Origin of the sequence: Paenibacillus lentimorbus NRRL B-30488, assembly GCF_000411595.1 — a bacterium.
Taxonomy (GTDB): Bacteria; Bacillota; Bacilli; order Bacillales; family Bacillaceae; genus Bacillus; species Bacillus velezensis.
In genome coordinates this window covers 72203-92350 of record NZ_ANAT01000018.1, presented here as the reverse complement: position 1 = coordinate 92350, position 20148 = coordinate 72203, and the positions used below count along the sequence as shown (strand labels likewise).

The window sequence follows — 20148 nt, the reverse complement described above, 5'->3', positions numbered from 1 at the left end:
ATGTACGATGGATGACAAACAATGGGAGCAATTTCTAGCGCCATACCGCCAGGCTGTTGAAGAATTAAAGGTGAAGCTGAAAGGCGTCAGAACCCTTTATGAGTATGAAGATGACCACTCACCGATTGAGTTTGTGACAGGCCGCGTGAAGCCGGTGGCGAGCATACTTGAAAAAGCGAGACGAAAAAGCATACCGCTTCATCAGATTGAAACGATGCAGGATATCGCGGGGCTGCGTATTATGTGCCAATTTGTCGATGATATCCAGATCGTCAAAAATATGCTGTTTGCCAGAAAAGATTTTACCGTTGTCGATAAGCGGGATTACATAGCAGAGCATAAGGAAAGCGGATATCGGTCTTACCACCTTGTCGTTTTATATCCTTTACAAACAACGTCCGGAGAAAAGCACGTTCTTGTGGAAATACAGATTCGGACGCTTGCCATGAACTTTTGGGCAACCATTGAGCATTCACTGAATTACAAATACAGCGGGAACATTCCCGAAAAAGTGAAGCTGAGGCTGCAGCGGGCCTCAGAAGCCGCATCCCGGCTCGATGAAGAAATGTCAGAAATCCGCGGAGAAATCCAGGAAGCCCAAGCCGCGTTCTCGCGAAAGAAAAAAGCGGGAGACCGCCAGTAGGAAAGGAGGGGAATGGCATGAAATTTGCCGTTTCTTCAAAAGGAGACGAGGTTTCAGATACACTGAAAAGCAAAATACAGGCGTATTTACTCGATTTTGATATGACCTTGGATGAAAAAGAGCCGGAAATCGTTATTTCCGTCGGCGGTGACGGAACGCTTCTTTACGCATTTCACAGGTACAGCGACCGTCTTGATAAAACGGCTTTTGTCGGAGTTCACACGGGGCATTTGGGTTTTTATGCCGATTGGGTTCCGCAGGAGATAGAAAAGCTCGTTCTGGCCATTGCCAAAACGCCGTATCATACCGTGGAGTATCCCCTTCTTGAGGTGATTGTCACTTATCATGATGAAGAGCGTGAGGAGCGGTATCTGGCTTTGAACGAATGTACAATCAAAAGCATAGAAGGCAGTCTCGTCGCTGACGTGGAAATTAAAGGCCAGCTGTTTGAAACGTTCAGGGGAGACGGTTTATGTCTGTCCACGCCTTCCGGAAGCACGGCTTATAATAAGGCGTTAGGCGGCGCGATCATCCACCCTTCCATCAGGGCGATTCAGCTTGCGGAAATGGCATCCATCAACAACAGAGTGTTCAGGACTGTCGGCTCGCCGCTTTTGCTTCCCGATCATCATAACTGTGTCATCAAACCGAGAAACGACGTCGACTTTCAAGTCACAATTGATCATTTAACCTTGCTGCATAAGGATGTCAAGTCCATTCTATGCCGTGTGGCAAATGAAAAAGTCAGATTTGCAAGATTCCGCCCTTTTCCATTTTGGAAAAGGGTGCAGGATTCCTTTATCGGAAAAGGCGAATAGAAAGAGGAAACGGATTGGACAACTTTTATATCCAAAAGAACATGACTGCCCGGGAAGCGGGCATGACGGTAAAAGAATATACGGCGCAGCTCGGCATTTCAAAGCGGCTTCTCGCTGACATTAAATTCGGCGGGGGAGACCTGCTTGTGAACGGAGAGCGTGTAACCGTCCGCGCCGTGTTAGCGGAGGGAGACGTGCTTAAGATTGAATTTCCGAAGGAGCATGTGAGTGAAACGCTTTTGCCTGAGCCGGTTCCGCTTGATATTCTTTATGAAGATGACCATGTGCTTGTGGTCAATAAACAGCCGTATGTCTCCTCAATTCCGTCAAGAGAACACCCGTCGGAAAGCATCGCTAACGGAGTGATCAGCCACTACCGAAAAAGCGGCGTGCCATCAACGGTTCATCTTGTCACCCGCCTTGACAGGGATACATCGGGGGCGATGCTCATCGCCAAACATCGGCTTTCCCATTCTCTTTTGTCGGCAGCGCAGAAAAAGGGGCTTGTCAGCAGGCGGTATCTCGCTGTCGTACACGGGATCATGCTGCAGAAGGAAGGAACGGTGGACGCGCCCATCGGAAGAAAACACGACAGTATTATTGAGCGGATGGTAACGCCGGATGGACAACGAGCGGTGACGCATTTTCAAACGGAAAAAGCGGGACATGCGTTTACGCTTGCAGCCCTGCGGCTGGAAACGGGGAGGACGCATCAAATCCGGGTGCACATGAGCTACCTCGGCCATCCGTTAGTCGGTGATACATTGTACGGCGGAAAAAATGAGGGAATTGCCCGGCAGGCTCTTCACAGTGAGCGGCTTTCATTCGTACACCCCATGACCGGAGAAACGCTCGTTTTTCACGCCCCGGTGCCTGACGATATGAAAACATTAATTGAACACATGTAAAGCCCGAACCGTTTATCGGTTTCGGGCTTTTTTCATGCCTGCCTGCCGTGATCCTCGCGAAATCGTGAAGCATCATAGGGCATTGAGCTTTCCACAGAGACGGTTTCATGCTCCGGAAAACGAAAGCCTGTCAGCTGATTGCCGAAGACGCAGCCTGTATCAATGTTGATCGTATGGTTGACGATCCGGGGGCGTTTTACCGGGGTATGGCCGTACACAACCCACGCTTTACCTTCATAGTCGGCAGCCCAGTCTCTTCTGACGGGTCTGCCGTCGGGATGCGTTTCACCCGTAATATCGCCGTACAGAACAAATTCTTTTACCTTACGCGAGTATTTACCGATATCGTCAGCTTTTATGCCGGCGTGGGCGACAACGAGATCGCCATTATGTAAAATGTCATAAAGCGGCGCTGACTCATATAATAGGATAAATTGTCCGGAGACTTCCGTTCTGTCGGCGGGAGACAGCTCTTTCAGTTCGGCTGCCGTCGTTTCCAGTCCGTGCATCACTTTTACGGGGTTTCCTTTTAAGTAACGATACAGTTTGTTGCAATGATTTCCCGGGACATAACGGACGGCTCCTTTTTCATATGCTTTTGCCACAAAACGCATCACTTCTACGGATTTTGGGCCTCTGTCCGTTAAATCTCCCGCAAACACAAGCGTTCTGCCTTCAGAATGGACGGGCGTTCCGTCTTTCACTTCATATCCGAGCTTTTGCATTAAGGCGATCATTTCGTCATAACATCCGTGTATATCGCTGATGATGTCGTAAGCCATTCGTGTCAGCCTCCTTATTAACGGTTTTTTATTTATTATGGGGCTAATTCCTATACCTAATTACGCTGTTTTTGCACAAATTAAAAAAGAATTAAAGAAATAAAGCCTTATCACTTTTTTTTCGCGTTCAGCCTTGTTAGAATATGCGTTATGTTTTTAAAAAAAGTAAGGTTTCGCCCGCTTAAAGCGGGCTTTTATAACCCTTGTTTTAAGGAGGTATTTACAAATGGAACACACATCAGTCGCATCTTTAGTCGTCGTTTTGATCGTCGCTTTTTTGACGCCGCTCCTTTTACATCGGTTTAAGCTCAGCATCCCCGTCGTCGTCGCGGAGATCATCATGGGGCTTATTATCGGAAAAAGCGGCCTGAATCTTGTCGTTCAGGGAGACACGTGGCTGGAGACGCTGTCTGTTCTCGGCTTTATCTTTTTAATGTTTTTAAGCGGCTTGGAAATTGATTTTTCTTCATTTGAGAAAGGGAAGAAAAAACAATTCCTTCCGAACGGCAAGGAAGCGCCCAACACGTTTTCTGCCGCACTGATTATCTTTTTCGGCATCTTTATTTTATCATTGCTGCTGTCCTATGCCTTTGTATTAGCCGGTTTTATACAAAACGCATTTTTAATGACGCTTATTATTTCGACGATATCACTCGGTGTGGTGGTCCCGACTTTAAAGGAAGAACGGATCATGAACTCCAATATCGGCCAGATCATCCTGCTTGTCGCCGTTATCGCGGACTTGGCTACGATGATTCTGCTCGCTTTCTTCTCTTCTCTTTACGGAGAAGACAGCGGAAATATGTGGCTTCTGTTGATTCTCTTTGCCGCGGGGGTCGTGCTGTATTTCTTCGGCAGGATCTTTAAACACCGTTCATTTGTGCAGTCGATGTCTAAAGGCACCGTGCAGATCGGAACGAGAGCCATTTTCACACTGATTATCGTGCTTGTCGCTTTATCGGAATCTCTCGGGGCGGAAAATATTCTCGGCGCTTTTTTGGCAGGCGTTCTGGTATCGCTTCTGTCTCCGAATAAAGAAATGGTGGAACAGCTGGATTCCTTCGGCTACGGGTTTTTAATTCCGATCTTTTTCGTCATGGTCGGGGTGAAATTGGATATTTGGACGCTTTTCCAAGATCCGAAAACATTAACGATGATTCCGCTGCTTCTGCTTGCGCTGTTTATCAGCAAAATGTTCCCGGTGTTTTATTTAAAGAAATGGTACGACAAAAGAACCGTGTTTGCTTCGGGCTTTTTGCTGACGTCCACGCTGTCGCTTGTTATCGCGGCGGCTACGATCGGAGAAAGGCTCCACATTATCAGCGCCAATATGTCCGGCGCGCTGACTTTAGTTGCGGTTATTGCGAGCATCATCACGCCGATCGGCTTTAAGAAATTATTCAAACGGCAAAGCGCGCCGCAGGAAAAAAAGCGGATCACATTTATCGGCGCCAATCAAATGACGCTCCCGGTTACGCTGGAATTGCCAGAGGAGGAATATGAAGTACGGGTCGTCCATGTGTATCAGGAAAATGCCGGGGAAACGCTTGCGGAATCCGTTTTTTCAGTTGACACGATTTCTGATTACGAGCCCGGCACGCTTGAGTCGCACGGTATTTTTAAAACGGATATTCTTGTCGTGGCGACGGGAAATGAAGATGTGAACGCTGAAATCGCCTTACTAGCGAAAGAGAAAGGGACTGAGCGTATCATCGCAAGCGTCGGCTCGGTTGAGCATGAAACAAAACTGAAAGAAGAGGGCATCAGTATTTTTTCTATCCTTCTGTCTACAAAAACGCTGCTGCGCGCGTTAATTGAGGCGCCGGGCGTGATGAGCCTCCTGACGAATGAGGAGTCTTCGTTATATCAGATCAATCTGGAAAACCCGGCGTATAACGGCATCATTCTGCGGGAATTTCCGCTGATGGGCGATGTGATTTTCGTCCGGATTTTCAGAGGTGTGGACAGCATCGTTCCGCACGGAGACACGCGGCTGAAAACAGGAGACCGTCTCATCGTCACGGGCTCGCGCAACTACGTGTCGGAACTGAGAAAAATCCTTGAAGCTTGACCAAATTGCAATTCGTGATAATATAGAAGGCATAACAAATAAATCATTAATCGTATGACCACTAGGGGTGTCCTTCATAAGGGCTGAGATAAAAGTGAGACTTTTAGACCCTCATAACTTGAACAGGTTCAGACCTGCGTAGGGAAGTGGAGCGGTATTTTTTTGGGGTTCCTTTTATCCATTTAAATTCCAAACCACTTTTCCGATGCGGGAAAGTGGTTTTTTTATTTTATCAGGGGGGAAGACATGATGACATTTTCTGAAGAATGCAGACAGGCGGCTGCCGAATGGTGGGACGGAAGTTTTGTTCATCCGTTTGTAACGGGAATCGGTGACGGAAGCCTGCCGATAGACCGTTTCAGCTATTACGTGCTGCAAGATTCCTACTATTTGACGCATTTTGCAAAAGTTCAGGCGTTCGGCGCCGCATATGCCGAAGACTTGTTTACGACGGGCAGGATGGCGGGCCACGCTCAAGGGACATATGAAGCCGAAATGGCGCTGCACCGCGAGTTTACGGAGCTTTTAGGAATTACGGAAGAAGAGCGTGCGGCATTTAAACCGGCACCGACCGCCTATTCTTATACGTCTCATATGTACAGATCGGTGATGAGCGGGAATTTTGGGGAAATATTAGCTGCGCTTCTGCCCTGTTATTGGCTTTATTATGAAGTCGGCGAACACTTAAAAGAGTGCAAACCGGAGCATCCGATTTATGAAAAATGGATCGGTACATACGGCGGAGACTGGTTCAGACAGCAGGTCGAAGAACAGATCAGCCGTTTTGACGAGATTGCTGAAAACAGCACAGAGGAAATCCGCGCAAAAATGAAAGAGAATTTTGTGATTTCAAGCTATTATGAATATCAATTTTGGGGAATGGCTTATCAAAAAGAAGGCTGGTCGGAGAAGGACGGAAAAGAGGTGGAATCCTTTGGAGCTGCACGCGGTAACTGATAATCGCAAACCCGTTGCCGAGCTGGCCGAGGATATTCTATCGATTCAGCGCGAAGTGAGCTTTATCCATATCCGTGAGCGGGATAAAACAGCGGGAGAGATCATGCAGCTTTTGTCCCTTTTGAAAAAGGGCGGTGCGGATAAGGACAAATTGATCATCAATGACAGGGCGGATATCGCGCTTTTTGCCAACATACACCGTGTTCAGCTTCCGTCCCGCAGCTTTTCCGTAAAGCAGGTGCGAAGCAGATTTCCCCATCTTCATATCGGACGTTCGGTCCATTCGCTGGAAGAAGCCATCCAAGCTGAAAAGGAAGATGCGGATTATGTGGTGTTCGGCCATATATTTGAAACCGAATGTAAACAAGGACTTGAAGCAAGAGGCATCAGCCTGCTTTCAGAGATCAAACGAACGCTTTCCATCCCCGTTATCGCAATCGGCGGAATGACACTGCAGACGATCGGACACACAAAGCAGGCGAAGCCGGACGGAATTGCCGTCATGTCAGGCATTTTCTCAGCTGAAAATCCCGAGGAGGCGGCAAAACGGTATGCACGCGCGGTAAGGGAGGCCGATTATGAAGAAACACTATGATACGGCGGTGATCGGCGGCGGAATTATCGGGTGCGCCATTTCTTATGAGCTGGCGAAGACGCAGCAGAACGTTGTCTTGTTTGAAGGCGGAGAAGTCGGCCGAAAAACGACAAGCGCTGCCGCGGGAATGCTGGGCGCTCATGCGGAATGTGAAAAACGGGATGCGTTTTCTGATTTTGCCATGCACAGTCAAAGGCTGTATGAAGCGGCGGGGCAAGAGCTTGAGGAAGCTTGCGGCATTGACATCAGGCGCCATAACGGCGGAATGCTTAAACTGGCGTATACCGAAGAAGATATCGCCCGTTTACGGAAGATGGATGATCTGCCTTCCGTCACTTGGCTTTCAGCGGAAGATGCCCTTGAAAAAGAGCCTTACGCTTCAAAAGACATTCTCGGCGCCAGTTTTATAAAAGACGATGTCCATGTCGAACCGTACTATGTTTGCAAAGCGTATGCAAAAGGGGCGCGGCGCTATGGCGCTCACATATATGAGCATACACAAGTCACCTCCGTAAAACGGGTGAACGGAGAATACTGCATCACAACGTCCGGCGGGGATGTTTATGCTGACAAAGTCGCAGTTGCAAGCGGTGTATGGAGCGGCCGGTTTTTCAGCCAGCTCGGCTTGGGACAGCCTTTTTTTCCTGTGAAAGGAGAATGCCTTTCCGTGTGGAATGACGATACCCCGCTGACCAAAACCCTTTACCATGATCATTGTTATGTCGTCCCGAGAAAAAGCGGCCGGCTTGTCATCGGCGCCACGATGAAACAGGGCGACTGGAGCGATACGCCTGACATCGGAGGAATTGAGGCCGTCATTGCAAAAGCGAAAACCATGCTTCCCGCCATCGAACATATGAAAATAGACCGGTTTTGGGCGGGGCTCAGGCCGGGAACAAAAGACGGCAAGCCGTTTATCGGGCGGCATCCTGAAGACAGCGGCATCATCTTCGCCGCCGGCCATTTTCGGAACGGCATCCTGTTGGCGCCGGCAACGGCTGTAATGGTGCGGGATATGATCTTGGGGCAACAAGTCAAACGGGAATGGGAAGAAGCGTTTCGAATCGATCGCAAGGAGGCTGTTCATATATGATCCTTCAGCTGAACGGAAAACAAATTGATTGGAATCGAAAAGAGGGGACGGTTCAGGATTTGCTTGAATCGTACCAGCTTGATCAAAGAATCGTAGTTGTGGAGAGAAATAAAGAAATCATTGAAAAAAAGAATTATGAAAATACAAGTTTGTGTGACCGCGATGTCATAGAAATTGTCCATTTTGTAGGAGGCGGATGAGGATGTTAACAATAGGCGGAAAACAGTTTCGGTCAAGATTGCTGTTAGGAACGGGAAAATATCCGAGTTTTGAGATTCAGAAAGAGGCGGTGGCCGTCTCGGAATCAGATATTTTAACCTTTGCGGTGCGGCGGATGAACATCTTTGAAGAGTCTCAGCCTAACTTTCTCGAACAGCTTGACTTGTCTAAATACACGCTTCTGCCGAATACGGCCGGCGCCGCAACGGCTGAAGAGGCGGTCCGAATCGCAAGGCTTGCCAAAGCTTCAGGGCTTTGTGACATGATAAAAGTAGAAGTCATCGGATGCAGCCGGTCACTTTTGCCTGATCCGGTTGAAACACTGAAAGCATCAGAACAGCTGCTCGAAGAGGGATTTATCGTGCTTCCGTATACGTCAGACGATGTCGTGCTCGCAAGACGTCTTGAGGAGCTCGGAGTGCATGCCATTATGCCGGGCGCTTCGCCGATCGGTTCCGGTCAGGGAATTTTAAATCCGCTGAATCTTTCTTTTATCATTGAACAGGCGAAGGTGCCGGTCATTGTCGATGCCGGCGTCGGATCTTCAAAAGACGCCGCCTACGCGATGGAGCTCGGGGCTGACGGCGTGCTGTTAAATACCGCTGTATCAGGCGCTGATGATCCGGTCAAAATGGCCCGGGCGATGAAGCTTGCCGTAGAAGCGGGCCGTCTTTCTTATGAAGCCGGGAGAATTCCGGTGAAAGATTACGGAACTGCAAGCAGTCCGCGAGACGGTCTTCCGGTATGACGGACAGATATTCCAGACAGGAGCTGTTTCAGCCGATCGGTCCCTCCGGCCAAGAGAAGCTCCGGTCATCTCATGCCGTGATTATCGGCGCGGGTGCGCTTGGGACGGCAAGTGCGGAGATGCTTGTCAGAGCAGGGGTCGGGAAGGTAACGATCGCTGACAGAGATTATGTGGAGTGGAGTAATCTCCAGCGCCAGCAGCTTTATACCGAAGACGATGTCAGACAGGAAATGCCGAAAGCCGCGGCGGCTGAAAAACGGCTTCGGTCTATAAATAGCGATGTAGAGGTCGAGGGATTTGTCATGGATGTCACTGCGGAAAACGCACCCGGATTGATTCGTGGCGCCTCCCTCATCGTGGATGCCGCCGACAACTTTGAAACGAGACTGATTGTGAACGATGCTGCTGTGCAGAAAGGGATTCCCTTTCTGTACGGCGCCTGTGTCGGCAGCTACGGGCTCTCTTTTACCGTCATTCCCGGTGTCACGCCGTGCCTTCACTGTCTGCTTGAGACATTGCCTTTAGGCGGTATGACATGCGATACGGCGGGAATTATCAGCCCGGCTGTATTGCAGACGGCCGTTTTTCAGGCAGCAGATGCGCTGAAGCTGTTAACGGGCGGATCTATCGAGCATGTTCTCCGTTCCTTTGATTTATGGAAAAATGAACGGTCAGAAATAAACGTCGCCCGTCTTAAGTCGGCTGATTGCCCAAGCTGCGGCACAAACGATTTTCCGTTTTTATCCTATGAAAATCAGACAAAGGCGGCGGTTCTGTGCGGACGGAACACGGTGCAGATCAGAACGGGGATTTCCGAACAGTTTGATCTGCAAAACCTTGCGGGACAGCTCAGACGGGCAGGGCTTGATGTTTCAGCCAACCCGTATTTAATTTCGTTTTGCACAGACAATTTCAAGATGGTACTGTTTCGTGACGGCAGAGCATTAATACACGGCACAAGTGATATCAGCAGAGCGAAATCCTTTTATCATAAATGGATCGGATAATGCGAAAGGAGCGAAAAACATCATGAGCATATGCAAAGCATTGACGATTGCCGGATCAGATTCAGGAGGCGGCGCCGGTATACAGGCGGATCTCAAAACCTTTCAGGAGCTCGGCGTTTTCGGAATGTCAGCCATTACAGCGGTAACCGCCCAGAACACGTTGGGCGTTCACGGCATTTATCCGCTCACCCGGGAGGCGCTGGGCAGCCAGATTGACGCGGTGGCGGAAGATTTGCGGCCTGACGCTGTAAAAACGGGAATGCTGTGGAGCGCGGAAATGATTGCGGAAATTGCGGAAAAAACGGATCAGTACGGGCTTGATCATCTCATCACCGATCCCGTCATGATTGCCAAAGGAGGCGCTTCCCTGCTGCGTGAGGAATCTCAGGCCGCGTTAAAAGAGCTGTTAATTCCGCGCAGCTATGCGGTGACGCCGAATGTTCCGGAAGCTGAGGTATTGACGGGGATGGAAATCCGCACGTTTGAGGACCGGAAAAAAGCGGCCGAACGCCTTTGCAAGCTTGGGGCAAAGCATGTCATCATAAAAGGCGGACATCAGCCTGAACAGGGGAGAATCGTTGATTTATTATTTGACGGTTCGTCTTTTACCCAAATCAGCCACGCTTATATTGACACGAAACACACCCACGGAACAGGCTGCACGTTCGCAGCCGCGCTGACGGCGGAAACGGCAAAGGGGAAAAACATTCAGACCGCGTTTGAGACAGCCGTCAATTTTGTGCGGGAAGCCGTGGAACATACACTCGGCATCGGAGCGGGACACGGCCCGACCAATCATTTTGCCTTTAAAAGGAACAGTCTGCAGACGAGATAAAAAAGAGACCGCTTCAACATCCGCGGTCTTTTTCCCATGCTTTCAATCTGGACAAGGTTATGATATGATAAAAATTAAGATCAGGTACTAAAACTATGTCTTTAAGACGATTACAGGAGGCTTTATACATATGAATTTCTCACTTGAAGGCCGCAACATCGTTGTGATGGGCGTTGCCAATAAACGCAGTATCGCATGGGGAATCGCCCGTTCGCTGCATGAAGCCGGAGCGCGCCTCATTTTCACTTACGCGGGAGAGCGCTTGGAAAAATCAGTTCATGACCTTGCGGCTACATTAGAAAGAAATGATTCCATCATCCTTCCGTGTGATGTGACAAATGACGCTGAGATCGAAACTTGCTTTGCAAGCATTAAAGAGCAGGTCGGCGTGATTCACGGCATCGCGCACTGCATCGCGTTTGCAAACAAAGAAGAGCTTGTCGGCGAATATTTAAATACGAACCGCGAAGGATTCCTGCTTGCGCATAACATCAGTTCTTACTCTCTGACAGCGGTCGCAAAAGCGGCGCGTCCGATTATGACTGAAGGCGGAAGCATCGTTACACTCACTTACCTCGGCGGAGAGCGCGTCGTTTCAAACTATAACGTAATGGGTGTGGCAAAAGCGTCTCTTGATGCGAGCGTGAGATATTTAGCCGCTGACTTAGGAAAAGAAAACATCCGCGTCAACAGCATTTCAGCAGGGCCGATCCGTACGCTGTCTGCAAAAGGAATCAGTGATTTCAACTCTATCCTGAAAGAAATTGAAGAGCGCGCGCCGCTGCGCCGCACGACAACACCTGAAGAAGTGGGCGACACGGCTGCATTCTTGTTCAGTGACCTGTCAAGAGGCATCACGGGCGAAAATCTTCACGTGGATTCAGGATTCCATATTACCGCACGTTAAATAACAAGCAGTCCCTTTCAGGGATTGCTTTTTTCTTTCTTCTGATTTTAATCATTCCGTCATATAAATAAAACATGACAGAATCGGAGGGATGAAGATGTCAAAACAAAACAGAAACGCGGAAAAAAAACCGCTCATGTATATTGTTCAGGCGGATTATTCAGACACGCAATCATCAATGCAGGACATATTAATCAAAAAAAGGAAAGCGCCGCAGCCGCCGGAAGAAGAGCCGATGCATGGAAAGCGGGAGGAAGAATGTAAAACTCAGCCTGAAGGAGCAGCGGCTGTCGAACCAGAAAAGCAAGTACCTGAACAGCACAGCCGCTCAGAAGAAGCCGTTCAAGAAGTTCCGGCGCAAGCGGAGCAGGACACTGCCAAGCCAGACGCCGCTAAAAAAGAGCCTGATGCCGCTGAAAAAGAGCCTGAAGCGGTTCACAATGCCGCCTCAGAGGAAAAGGTTCCGCCAAAGCGCGTGAAAAAGCCGATGAGCAGAATGTCCATTCTTGAAAAAATTGATTTCTTAACGAAGCTGCCGCATAATATGCCGCGGACCCTTTGTCTGATAGAAGCCAACGGGAAAACCTACAGAGGCGTAATTGTCGGCAGAAAAAATAATGCGATCTTCCTGCGGACGACAAGCAACGGAGCGCCGGCAGAACTCGCAATAGACGATATTACCTCGCTGCATCCGCTTGGATTTTAACCATACAAAAAGCTGCCTGAATTCTTTCATCCGGCAGCTTATTTTTATGCTTTTTGATTTAAGAATGTGTGCGGTTGATCAGTCTCGGGTTCAGGCAATTAATGGCGCAGAAGCTATGGAGATCGACTTCAACGCAATAGTTCGTTTTTTCTAAACGGAATACATCGCAGAGAGAGTCTTTATCTGTAAAATCAAGAATGTGCTTATGCTCGTCAAAAGCAATAAGCAGGCTTAATGTGGCACAGCCGTCACAGACCCTTTCAACTCTGAAAAAAACGGTATTAAAGCACGGACCGTTATCCAGCTCGCCGACGTTTCCGAATGCGGTGAACGGTTTCGATTTTGAGGTGAAGATGGCGAACGGCACTGTATCGCCTAATGTATAAGCCGGAGATAAAAGTTTAGAATAACAGCCTGTCGGGCAATCTTCTTCAACCGCATTTTGCAGGTCTTCAATATTTTCTACCGCTTCACGCACACAGTATGTTGTATGCTTGCTCATAATATCCCTCCTGACTTCACGTTTTAAATGGTACCGGTTTAAACGATATCGGAGAGTCAGCCGCCCGGAAGTCCGGGCGGGCTGATGATTGCATCTGTAATAGAAGGTTGGAAGGGGATTCTTCTTTAGGAAAGATGCGAATCAATGACTATCCGTGATGCTTTTTCTCTTTGTGCGGCGCAGGCCGGTTAACAAGCTCGGGTGAAAGGCACTGAATGGCGCTGAAGCAGCTCAGATCAACTTCAATGCAAAATTCTGTTTTTTCTAAACCGAAGAAATCAGGATCACAAGGATGGCAGACGCTGAGGGTGTCGCCGTGCACATCTACGGGGCGCAATACTGAAAGCGTCGCGCAGCAATCGCATAGTCTTTCTACACGAAAGAAAATGGACTCAAAGCACTGGCTGTCATCCGCAAATCCTCCGACGTTCCCGAATGTGGAGAACAATCCGCCTTTTTTATCAAATACGAGAAACGGAATGGTGTCTTTACCTGCAATCGTCGGGCTCAAAAGATTCGTATAGCATCCAGTCGGGCATTGTTCTTCAACAGCCTCTTGTTCTGCTAAAATCTTCTCGACTGCATCGCATACACAACTTTCATCTCGGCCATGGTGTTTTCCGCAGCTCATGGATTTCAGCTCCTTCTTTTAGGGTATTTGACTTTTGTCTTTAACAACATATGTACGCGAGCCTCACTTGGTGTGGGTGAACGTCTATATATTCATCATATGCGGAGAAAATAAGAAAAAGCAGAGCATTTTTAGCTCTGCTTTTTCTTTTTAGAGGACGAGGGTGATGACTAAGATGGCAACCAGTGTATTTGTTGCTGTAGAAATCAATGTTGCGATATCGGCATCTACTGTTGTCACGTTTACGCCGCGGGAGTTTTCGATGAGCAGTTTTTGACGGTTGATTTGTTTGTTAGCTGTTAGCTGCAATAAGTCTTGTGCGACCAATTCAGCGATGACTCCGTCAGCGATTGAAGTGAGAGTGGCTGTTACGACTGCTGCATTAAGAGCTGTCATGACTGAAGTGACTGCCTGAATATCTGTCGATGTCACGTTAATATCACAAGAGTCTCTGATAATAATCGCTTCTTCAGAAACTTGTTTGTTGAGATTCGCCTGTGCCAGGTCTTGGTCGATGAAGGCATTATCTTCGCCGAATCCATTTCCGTTACAGCAAACACTGCATCTTCTTCCTTCTTTTTCCTCTTTTTCTTCTCGCGGATGTTCGCATTCAGGATCAAGTGCAACCCAAGAGTATGGTCTGCTTTCCATATCTATTCCTCCTTTTCTTTTACTATTATTAAATGAGCCGGCCCCTTACTTTGACTCAGGCATCTATCCTGATAAAAATCACTATTTTTTAGTTATTGACCGGGATTTTGGCGTCTTTGCCGGAGCTGTTCGATTAATTGTTCTCTGCGGGTTTGCGGATTTGTCTGCTGTTCTTGCGCTTTTTCCTGCTCTTTTTTCTGTTTCTGGCTTTCAAGAAAAGCTTCTGTTTTCGCCTGCATGTCTTTGACTAATGCGATCAGCATTTCTTTTTCTTCATCAGGTATTTCCCGCATTTTATCCTTTGTCACGCCGTGTTTTTTGAAGACATTGCTGACAAGCACTTTTAAAAGCGGGTCCACTTCTGGTAGATTTGCGAGTTCTTCTTTGAATTTTTCGTTATCTGCCATTTGTTCTCACCTCAATTTTAAAATTTTGAAAAGAAAGAGTTAAAGGATGTCTAGTTCAGCAAAAAGTATATTTAATAATTGAAACAAAATTTGTACAAAGGCCATGATATCGTCTGCTGTCAGTGTGATTTTAATATTGCGGCTGTTCAGGACTTGAATGACGGTCCTCTTTTTTATTTGGCAATCATCCAGGATCAGCAGTTCGGTTGCGATTTGGTCGGCTGTGTCTTCATCTGCGATCGCGAGCTGTGTCGCGAGGATAATCGCCGTAGTAACTGAGGCTTGTATAGAAAGAGCGGCCGTTATATGTGTTGTATCTATTGTGACATTTTCGCAATCAATCACTTCGATCGTCTGCTCGAATTCGTTGGATAATTGTTCGTATATTTGCGGTTGCAGTGTTTCGACTTTTTCTTCAAACGACATAACCTTCACTCCTTTCTCATTCATACTCTATATAATGCAAATGAAACGCCGAGCGGAATAAGAAAAACAACTAAACCGCACCTATTTTTTACCGGACAAGGTGCGATTCATGAAGATCAGGGTTTTCGCATATGTATAAAGAGGTCAAGTTTTGAAAAGGAGTGAACAGGTGGTTATCAATTGGCTTTCATTTATTCTGTTATCGTTTGCCGTTTTCCGGCTGGCCAGGCTTTTCGTATTTGACACCATTATGGCGCCGCTTCGGAGCCTTTTTCACGAGGAAAAAACAGAAACCGCACCCGACGGCACGACAGAAACCTACATTGTCATAAAAGGAAAAGGCATCAGGGCATTTATCGGTGAACTTCTCAGCTGCTACTGGTGTACGGGCGTATGGTGCGCCGCCTTTTTAATTGCGGCGCAGATTGTGATCCCCGAGGCCGCGCAATGGCTGATTTTGCTGTTAGCCATAGCCGGCGCGGCCGGGATCATTGAAGCTGCGGTTTCTCGTCTTCTGCAGGAATAAGGCGGTTCCACCAGCAACTTACCGTCACTTTCGGCATAAACTGGCATATATGACATAAGGAAAGGAAGGATCACCATGAATCAATCAAGCAAACCTTCCCAACACTCTCCATACAAATCAACTGTGCATCAGCCTTACGAAAAAAAATTAAGAAAAAAGGCTGCGGCTGCGGCCAAAAGAAAAACCGAAATAGCCGTTTTTAAAAAACCGGAGCTTCCGGTTTTTTGTTTTTTGCCGAACGCCGGCCTCTGTCCGGCATAGATCATAGGAGGAGGGGATGTTATGAATATATTTGAATCATTCATAAACGGTAAATACCGCCGGCACAATCAAAATCAGCAGGAGCATGACAACTATATCTTATCTATTGAAAAACAGCTGTCTGAGTTTGATGAAGCGGGATCGCGCTTTGAGGAATGGATAGATGTGTTTGCCGCCGAAACAGAAGCGAAACTGAAGAAAAATGAGCATTCTCAATAAAATGAATGAAATCCGCACCGGCCCTATGCATTTATCCAAGCCAAACAAGTCGGCTCACATAGAGTATAGAGAGTAAAGGAGGTGCTTAGATATGGGATTCGGATATGGCGGATTCGGCGGCGGCTACGGTTACGGCGGCTGCGGCGGATACGGAGGCGGCTATGTCGGAGGCGGCTACGGCTCAACATTTGTTCTTGTTGTCGTATTGTTCATCCTTCTGATCATTGTCGGTGCATCCTTTTTTGGCTAAACCTTAGCAAGACTTTGGATAAGCGCGGGACCGTTCAGTCCCGTGCTTCCCTGATGTATGAAGGAGTATAGAGACGGGGCACTCTGAATTTTTTCCTTGTCTTACGGGCACATGTTCCGCTCTTTATTCATACAATATCGTATTACTCCACAAAAGGAGGCACACCATGGATAATCAATTTTTCAAAAATATTGAGAAGAAAACAGGCGTCAGCATGAAGGATGTCATGAACCTTGCAGGATCATTGCAAAATGCCAATTTCAAAGATGAAAACACGGTGAGAGGCGTCATTCAGAAGGTGTCCCAGCTGGCTAACAAGCGTGTTCCGAAAGAATTGGAAGACAAAATCGTTCAATCGATTACAAGCGGTAAAGAGAAACTTGATTTTGGCACCATTTCTAAAATGTTGAACAATAAATAGGCGTCAGCCGGCCTTGCTAAAAAGGCCTTTTTATGTGAGAAAAACCCGGCAGTGATCTGCCGGGTTCTTTATATCCTGAGTGCGCTCCGTCTGTCCGTCCGGAGAAGGGGCTCGAGAAATCTTGAGCTGCGCGCTGTTTTTCCCCGCCTGTACGCGGGACAAGATACATATAAATGCTGCATGGCCCTTGTCATTGCGACATACAGGAGCCGTCTTTCTTCTTCGAGCGGAGCGGGATCGCCCTGTCTCGCCGTCTCAAGCGCGAAGTCATGGGGGATCGAGCCGTCAGCCGCGCCTAAAATATAGACCGTATTGAATTCAAGACCTTTAGAGCGGTGAATGGTCAGCAGTTCGACGCCGTTTTCATCGGTTTTCTGATTCTCAGCGGCGCGCATATGATCGACATGCGCAAGAAAATCGGGAATGGTTTTGAATTTTTTGGCGGCCACTTTGACATCCCTGAGATCATCAGAGCCTTTTTCCAGTTTGTTTCCCTCATTGCCCCGTTTTTTTAAATACTCGGAAAAACCCATTTTGCTTTCTGCAAAGGTGATGGCTTCAACCGGCTTCATTGTCCGGATGCTTGCGAAAAACGGAACGATCTGCTTGATCTTCCCTATTTGAAAAGGCTTCAGGTCAGGCAGTTTCGTCAGTGCCTTAATCATCGTGCAATCTTCCGTGATTGACAGCGCCTTTAACGTTTGCAGGGCGGATTGCTTTAAAAATAAGGCGGGCAGCAGGTCTTTCACCGCATCCGTATCATCTTCATTCTGACTCGCATATAAGTAGGCGAGGATCTGGCGTACGATTCTGCGGCTGTAGAACGTCTGCACGCCACGGTCGGCATGATAAGGAATCGATGATTGGTGAAGTCTTTCATAAATGGCCCGTCCGGCGCTGTTTGTCCGGTAAAGCACGGCAAAATCGTCAGGACTCGCCCCGTTTTGAATTTTCTCTTTCATATCCGAAACGATCATGGTCGCCTCTTCTTCTTCATCGTAAGGATAAAATATCACGGGATTGTGAACGCCGTCTTTGACGGCAGAAAGTATTTTTTCATACCGTTTTTTATTTTTCTTTACGACGGCATGAGCGCTTGAGACGATCGGATGCGGCGAGCGGTAATTTGCCGTTAAGTAAATGGTCTTTGCTGCCGGATAATCCTTTTGAAAATCAAGAATGAAAGACGGGCTGCTGCCGCGGAACGCATAAATGGATTGGTCGTCATCACCCACGCAGCACAGGTTATTCTCCGGGCTTGCGATCATTTGCATAATGTTGTACTGGACAGGATTAATATCTTGAAACTCATCAATCAAAATATGAGAAAATCTGTTTTGGTACTGCGCGAGAATATCAGGCCGGCTTTGAAACAGTTCATAACAGCCTTGGGCCATGTCATCAAAATCAAATTGCCGTTTTTCCCGCTTCTGCCGTTCGTAACGTTCGTAGAGCCGGTACACTTTTTTCTCCCAGTCGTCCGCAAGCGGAATGGTCTCATGGGGGAGATACGTGTTTTTCCAGCAGCCGATAAGCTGTAGCGCCTGGTCGACGGGAAACTCTTTTTCATCCAAATTTTCTTCATAAAGCGCCTTTTTCACATATTGCTCTTTTTGCCACTCCATTTTTAAAAGCTGGCTGCCGTTCCATTTTGAAGAATCATAATGATAGAGTATTTTATAGAAAAAACTGTGGAATGTTCCGGTCACGAGACGGGAGACTTTTCCGGCTGCCAGCCCGTACTCATTCGCCATCCGCTCTTTCATTTCGGCGACGGCTTTTGTCGTAAAGGTCACAAGCAGCATATTCTCAGGTGAAATGCCGAGGTGTTCAATCATATGGGCGGCGCGGGCTGTCAGCACCCTTGTTTTTCCGCTTCCCGCTCCGGCGAGCACCAACAGGGGGCCGTCCGTTTCAGTAACTGCCGTCATCTGTTCGCGATTCAGGCCGATGCCGGGGAATAAAGATGTATCAGCTGCCTCGGATGTTGGTGAAAACGGTTCGGTCGCAGGCACTTTTTTTCGGGCTTTTCCATTCTGAGACGATCGGTTTCGGATTCTCTGAAATCGCTTTTCCTTTCGGCAGGCGGAACATGCCTGCTTCCTTATACTCTTCTTTTTCTTTCTCCGCTTGTGGTTCCTCGGCCGCGCATGCTTTTTCACAGGCGATGAAGTCTCCCTTTTGCCGATGATAAAATGCCGGCTGCTCTAAAATCGAAAGCCGCATTAAGACAGGCTGGTCACAATGTGCGCAAAAAATATTTCCTTTCTGAGCTTCTTCAAAAAGGAATTGGTAATGTTCTCTAGAATATGTATGTAAATGTATCGTTCGGTTATTCAGTCGGGCGCATTTCAAAAAGGGGTCCTCCCATTAAAAGGTGTTCATTCATTTGATAGACAAAGAATATCATAACAAAAGAACCGCGTTTCAAAAAGTAAGATTAAGGGAAATGAAAAGCGAAGGGGAGGGGTACATATGATTTATGCAGGACGGATTCAAAACCAGCAGTATTCTCAATACGCAAACCGGGCAGCAGGTTATAAGCCTGATTACGCCGGTATTACGAAAGCGGCCGCCCTCGCCAATGACAGGGTGTACAGAGAGGTGGAGCGCCGCCAGGAAAACACCGCAGCCGCAGCAAAGAAAGTGCATGAAGAAAAACGTAAGCGCTCTCTTTCCCGTCTGCCGCAAATCATGGGAAAAGGCCGGTTGATAAATCAATACGTGTGAAAAAGCCCGGAAATGTCCGGGTTTTTTTGAGCCGTATAGATGAAAGATGCGGAAAGGAATGATTCAATTTGAGAAAGCTTTCATTATTAATTGCGGGGTTATTTCTATTCGGCCTCTTTACTGCCGGAATGAAACCGGCACACGCGGCGGAGAGCTCCGCAGCAAAAGATGTCACTCTTACACAGCTGGCGCCGCATGTCTGGATGCATACAAGCATCGGTACGGCAGACGGAAGTCCCGTCCCTGCGAACGGATTGCTTCTTGAAACTTCCAAAGGAATCGTACTGATTGATACTCCGTGGAATGACAGTCTCACAGAGCAATTAATGACAGAAATAAAACAGCGGTTTCCCGGCAAAAGGATGACCGATGCCATTGTGACACACGCCCATGACGATCGCATCGGCGGGCTGAACACACTGTACAAATACGGTGTAAAGGTGCACAGCACGAAGCTGACCGCCGACTTCGCCCGGCAGCAGGGATATCACCGGCCGCTCGGAGATTTGAAAAACGTGACAAAGCTGCAGTTTGGCGATATGAAAATTGAAACGTTTTATCCGGGAAAAGGGCATACGGAAGACAATATGACCGTCTGGCTGCCTGAGGATAAGCTCTTATTCGGCGGTTGTTTAATCAAGGCTTTAGAAACAAAGGAAATCGTGCCAACTCCGGGCTTTTATCCGGATCAGTGGCCGCGCGCCGTCCGCAAAGTCATGAAAAGATATCAGGACATCAGCATTGTCGTTCCGGGCCATGGCAGTCCGGGGGATGACCGTCTGCTGCCGCATACGATAAGCCTTCTGAAAGAAAGGTAAAAAGAAGACCGGCGCTC

General features: G+C 47.9%; 25 protein-coding genes, 1 pseudogene and 1 riboswitch. Of the genes and pseudogenes, 19 read left to right on the top strand and 7 right to left on the bottom strand.

Annotated elements, in window-relative coordinates:
- Window positions 1-7 precede the first annotated feature (7 nt).
- The 3 genes from yjbM to D368_RS10465 are packed head-to-tail and all read left to right on the top strand — an operon-like array spanning window position 8 to window position 2369.
- Window positions 8-643, top strand: coding sequence for a GTP diphosphokinase (gene yjbM, locus D368_RS10475; protein ID WP_003155019.1), 636 nt, complete (start codon window positions 8-10; stop codon window positions 641-643).
- Between the two features lie 17 nt (window positions 644-660).
- The gene (locus D368_RS10470) at window positions 661-1461 is read left to right on the top strand and encodes an NAD kinase (protein WP_003155018.1); all 801 of its coding nucleotides are present in this window, start codon (window positions 661-663) and stop codon (window positions 1459-1461) included.
- A 14-nt stretch (window positions 1462-1475) separates the two neighbouring features.
- Window positions 1476-2369, top strand: coding sequence for an RluA family pseudouridine synthase (locus D368_RS10465; protein WP_128574780.1), 894 nt, complete (start codon window positions 1476-1478; stop codon window positions 2367-2369).
- A 32-nt stretch (window positions 2370-2401) separates the two neighbouring features.
- On the opposite strand, the gene prpE is transcribed toward D368_RS10465, so the two are convergent.
- Window positions 2402-3151 carry a bis(5'-nucleosyl)-tetraphosphatase PrpE gene (gene prpE / locus D368_RS10460; protein ID WP_128574779.1) on the bottom strand — a complete coding sequence of 250 codons (750 nt, stop codon included), beginning with the start codon at window positions 3149-3151 and terminating at the stop codon, window positions 2402-2404.
- A gap of 226 nt (window positions 3152-3377) precedes the next feature.
- Between prpE and D368_RS10455 the strand changes: the two genes are divergently transcribed.
- The 10 genes from D368_RS10455 (at window position 3378) to D368_RS10410 (ending at window position 12289) form a co-directional block, all read left to right on the top strand.
- The gene (locus D368_RS10455) at window positions 3378-5222 is read left to right on the top strand and encodes a monovalent cation:proton antiporter family protein (RefSeq protein ID WP_003155014.1); all 1845 of its coding nucleotides are present in this window, start codon (window positions 3378-3380) and stop codon (window positions 5220-5222) included.
- 53 nt (window positions 5223-5275) lie between these two features.
- Window positions 5276-5384: riboswitch (TPP riboswitch) on the top strand.
- A gap of 87 nt (window positions 5385-5471) precedes the next feature.
- Window positions 5472-6179 (top strand): thiaminase II, encoded by a 708-nt coding sequence (gene tenA / locus D368_RS10450; RefSeq protein ID WP_003155011.1) that lies wholly within the window; start codon window positions 5472-5474, stop codon window positions 6177-6179.
- On the top strand, window positions 6157-6774 hold the full coding sequence (tenI, locus tag D368_RS10445; RefSeq protein ID WP_061890947.1) for a thiazole tautomerase TenI: 618 nt from the start codon (window positions 6157-6159) through the stop codon (window positions 6772-6774). Before tenA ends, tenI begins: the two co-directional genes overlap by 23 nt.
- On the top strand, window positions 6758-7867 hold the full coding sequence (gene thiO, locus D368_RS10440; protein WP_031378502.1) for a glycine oxidase ThiO: 1110 nt from the start codon (window positions 6758-6760) through the stop codon (window positions 7865-7867). Before tenI ends, thiO begins: the two co-directional genes overlap by 17 nt.
- Window positions 7864-8067: a sulfur carrier protein ThiS gene (thiS, locus tag D368_RS10435; protein ID WP_003155008.1), complete on the top strand. Its 204-nt coding sequence runs from the start codon at window positions 7864-7866 to the stop codon at window positions 8065-8067. The genes thiO and thiS overlap by 4 nt, the downstream gene beginning before the upstream one ends.
- Entirely contained in the window at window positions 8064-8834 is a 771-nt protein-coding gene (gene thiG, locus D368_RS10430; RefSeq protein WP_088005363.1) for a thiazole synthase, read from the top strand. The genes thiS and thiG overlap by 4 nt, the downstream gene beginning before the upstream one ends.
- Window positions 8831-9841 carry a thiazole biosynthesis adenylyltransferase ThiF gene (thiF, locus tag D368_RS10425; RefSeq protein WP_077722063.1) on the top strand — a complete coding sequence of 337 codons (1011 nt, stop codon included), beginning with the start codon at window positions 8831-8833 and terminating at the stop codon, window positions 9839-9841. The genes thiG and thiF overlap by 4 nt, the downstream gene beginning before the upstream one ends.
- 22 nt (window positions 9842-9863) lie before the next feature.
- On the top strand, window positions 9864-10676 hold the full coding sequence (thiD, locus tag D368_RS10420) for a bifunctional hydroxymethylpyrimidine kinase/phosphomethylpyrimidine kinase (RefSeq protein ID WP_070081636.1): 813 nt from the start codon (window positions 9864-9866) through the stop codon (window positions 10674-10676).
- Window positions 10677-10806: 130 nt separating this feature from the next.
- A complete protein-coding gene (gene fabI / locus D368_RS10415; RefSeq protein ID WP_003155001.1) occupies window positions 10807-11583 on the top strand; it encodes an enoyl-ACP reductase FabI in 777 nt (258 codons plus the stop codon).
- Window positions 11584-11680: 97 nt separating this feature from the next.
- Window positions 11681-12289 carry a CotO family spore coat protein gene (locus D368_RS10410; RefSeq protein ID WP_101562903.1) on the top strand — a complete coding sequence of 203 codons (609 nt, stop codon included), beginning with the start codon at window positions 11681-11683 and terminating at the stop codon, window positions 12287-12289.
- Between the two features lie 58 nt (window positions 12290-12347).
- Here D368_RS10410 and cotZ read toward each other — a convergent pair whose 3' ends face one another.
- From cotZ to D368_RS10385, 5 genes are all read right to left on the bottom strand, one after another.
- On the bottom strand, window positions 12348-12791 hold the full coding sequence (gene cotZ / locus D368_RS10405; protein ID WP_015417224.1) for a spore coat protein CotZ: 444 nt from the start codon (window positions 12789-12791) through the stop codon (window positions 12348-12350).
- Window positions 12792-12939: 148 nt separating this feature from the next.
- On the bottom strand, window positions 12940-13422 hold the full coding sequence (cotY, locus tag D368_RS10400; RefSeq protein WP_007409090.1) for a spore coat protein CotY: 483 nt from the start codon (window positions 13420-13422) through the stop codon (window positions 12940-12942).
- A gap of 150 nt (window positions 13423-13572) precedes the next feature.
- Window positions 13573-14073 (bottom strand): spore coat protein CotX, encoded by a 501-nt coding sequence (cotX, locus tag D368_RS10395; RefSeq protein WP_015417225.1) that lies wholly within the window; start codon window positions 14071-14073, stop codon window positions 13573-13575.
- 92 nt (window positions 14074-14165) lie between these two features.
- Entirely contained in the window at window positions 14166-14480 is a 315-nt protein-coding gene (locus D368_RS10390) for a hypothetical protein (protein WP_031378507.1), read from the bottom strand.
- A gap of 39 nt (window positions 14481-14519) precedes the next feature.
- Window positions 14520-14906 carry a spore coat protein gene (locus D368_RS10385; RefSeq protein WP_003154992.1) on the bottom strand — a complete coding sequence of 129 codons (387 nt, stop codon included), beginning with the start codon at window positions 14904-14906 and terminating at the stop codon, window positions 14520-14522.
- Between the two features lie 169 nt (window positions 14907-15075).
- Here D368_RS10385 and D368_RS10380 point away from each other — a divergent pair, with 169 nt between their 5' ends.
- From D368_RS10380 to spoVIF, 4 genes are all read left to right on the top strand, one after another.
- Complete coding sequence (locus D368_RS10380; protein ID WP_015388440.1) at window positions 15076-15432, top strand: DUF1360 domain-containing protein; 357 nt, start codon at window positions 15076-15078, stop codon at window positions 15430-15432.
- A 282-nt stretch (window positions 15433-15714) separates the two neighbouring features.
- Entirely contained in the window at window positions 15715-15912 is a 198-nt protein-coding gene (locus D368_RS10375; RefSeq protein ID WP_128574778.1) for a hypothetical protein, read from the top strand.
- A gap of 91 nt (window positions 15913-16003) precedes the next feature.
- A complete protein-coding gene (locus D368_RS10370) occupies window positions 16004-16162 on the top strand; it encodes a YjcZ family sporulation protein (RefSeq protein ID WP_070081640.1) in 159 nt (52 codons plus the stop codon).
- A 166-nt stretch (window positions 16163-16328) separates the two neighbouring features.
- Window positions 16329-16583 (top strand): sporulation-specific transcription regulator SpoVIF, encoded by a 255-nt coding sequence (gene spoVIF / locus D368_RS10365; protein WP_003154986.1) that lies wholly within the window; start codon window positions 16329-16331, stop codon window positions 16581-16583.
- Window positions 16584-16651: 68 nt separating this feature from the next.
- On the opposite strand, the pseudogene D368_RS10360 reads toward spoVIF, so the two are convergent.
- A pseudogene (locus D368_RS10360) lies at window positions 16652-18938 on the bottom strand (ATP-dependent helicase).
- A gap of 120 nt (window positions 18939-19058) precedes the next feature.
- Between D368_RS10360 and D368_RS10355 the strand changes: the two are divergent.
- Window positions 19059-19313, top strand: coding sequence for a hypothetical protein (locus D368_RS10355; protein ID WP_070081642.1), 255 nt, complete (start codon window positions 19059-19061; stop codon window positions 19311-19313).
- A gap of 68 nt (window positions 19314-19381) precedes the next feature.
- Window positions 19382-20131: a subclass B1 metallo-beta-lactamase gene (bla, locus tag D368_RS10350; protein WP_128574777.1), complete on the top strand. Its 750-nt coding sequence runs from the start codon at window positions 19382-19384 to the stop codon at window positions 20129-20131.
- Window positions 20132-20148 lie beyond the last annotated feature (17 nt).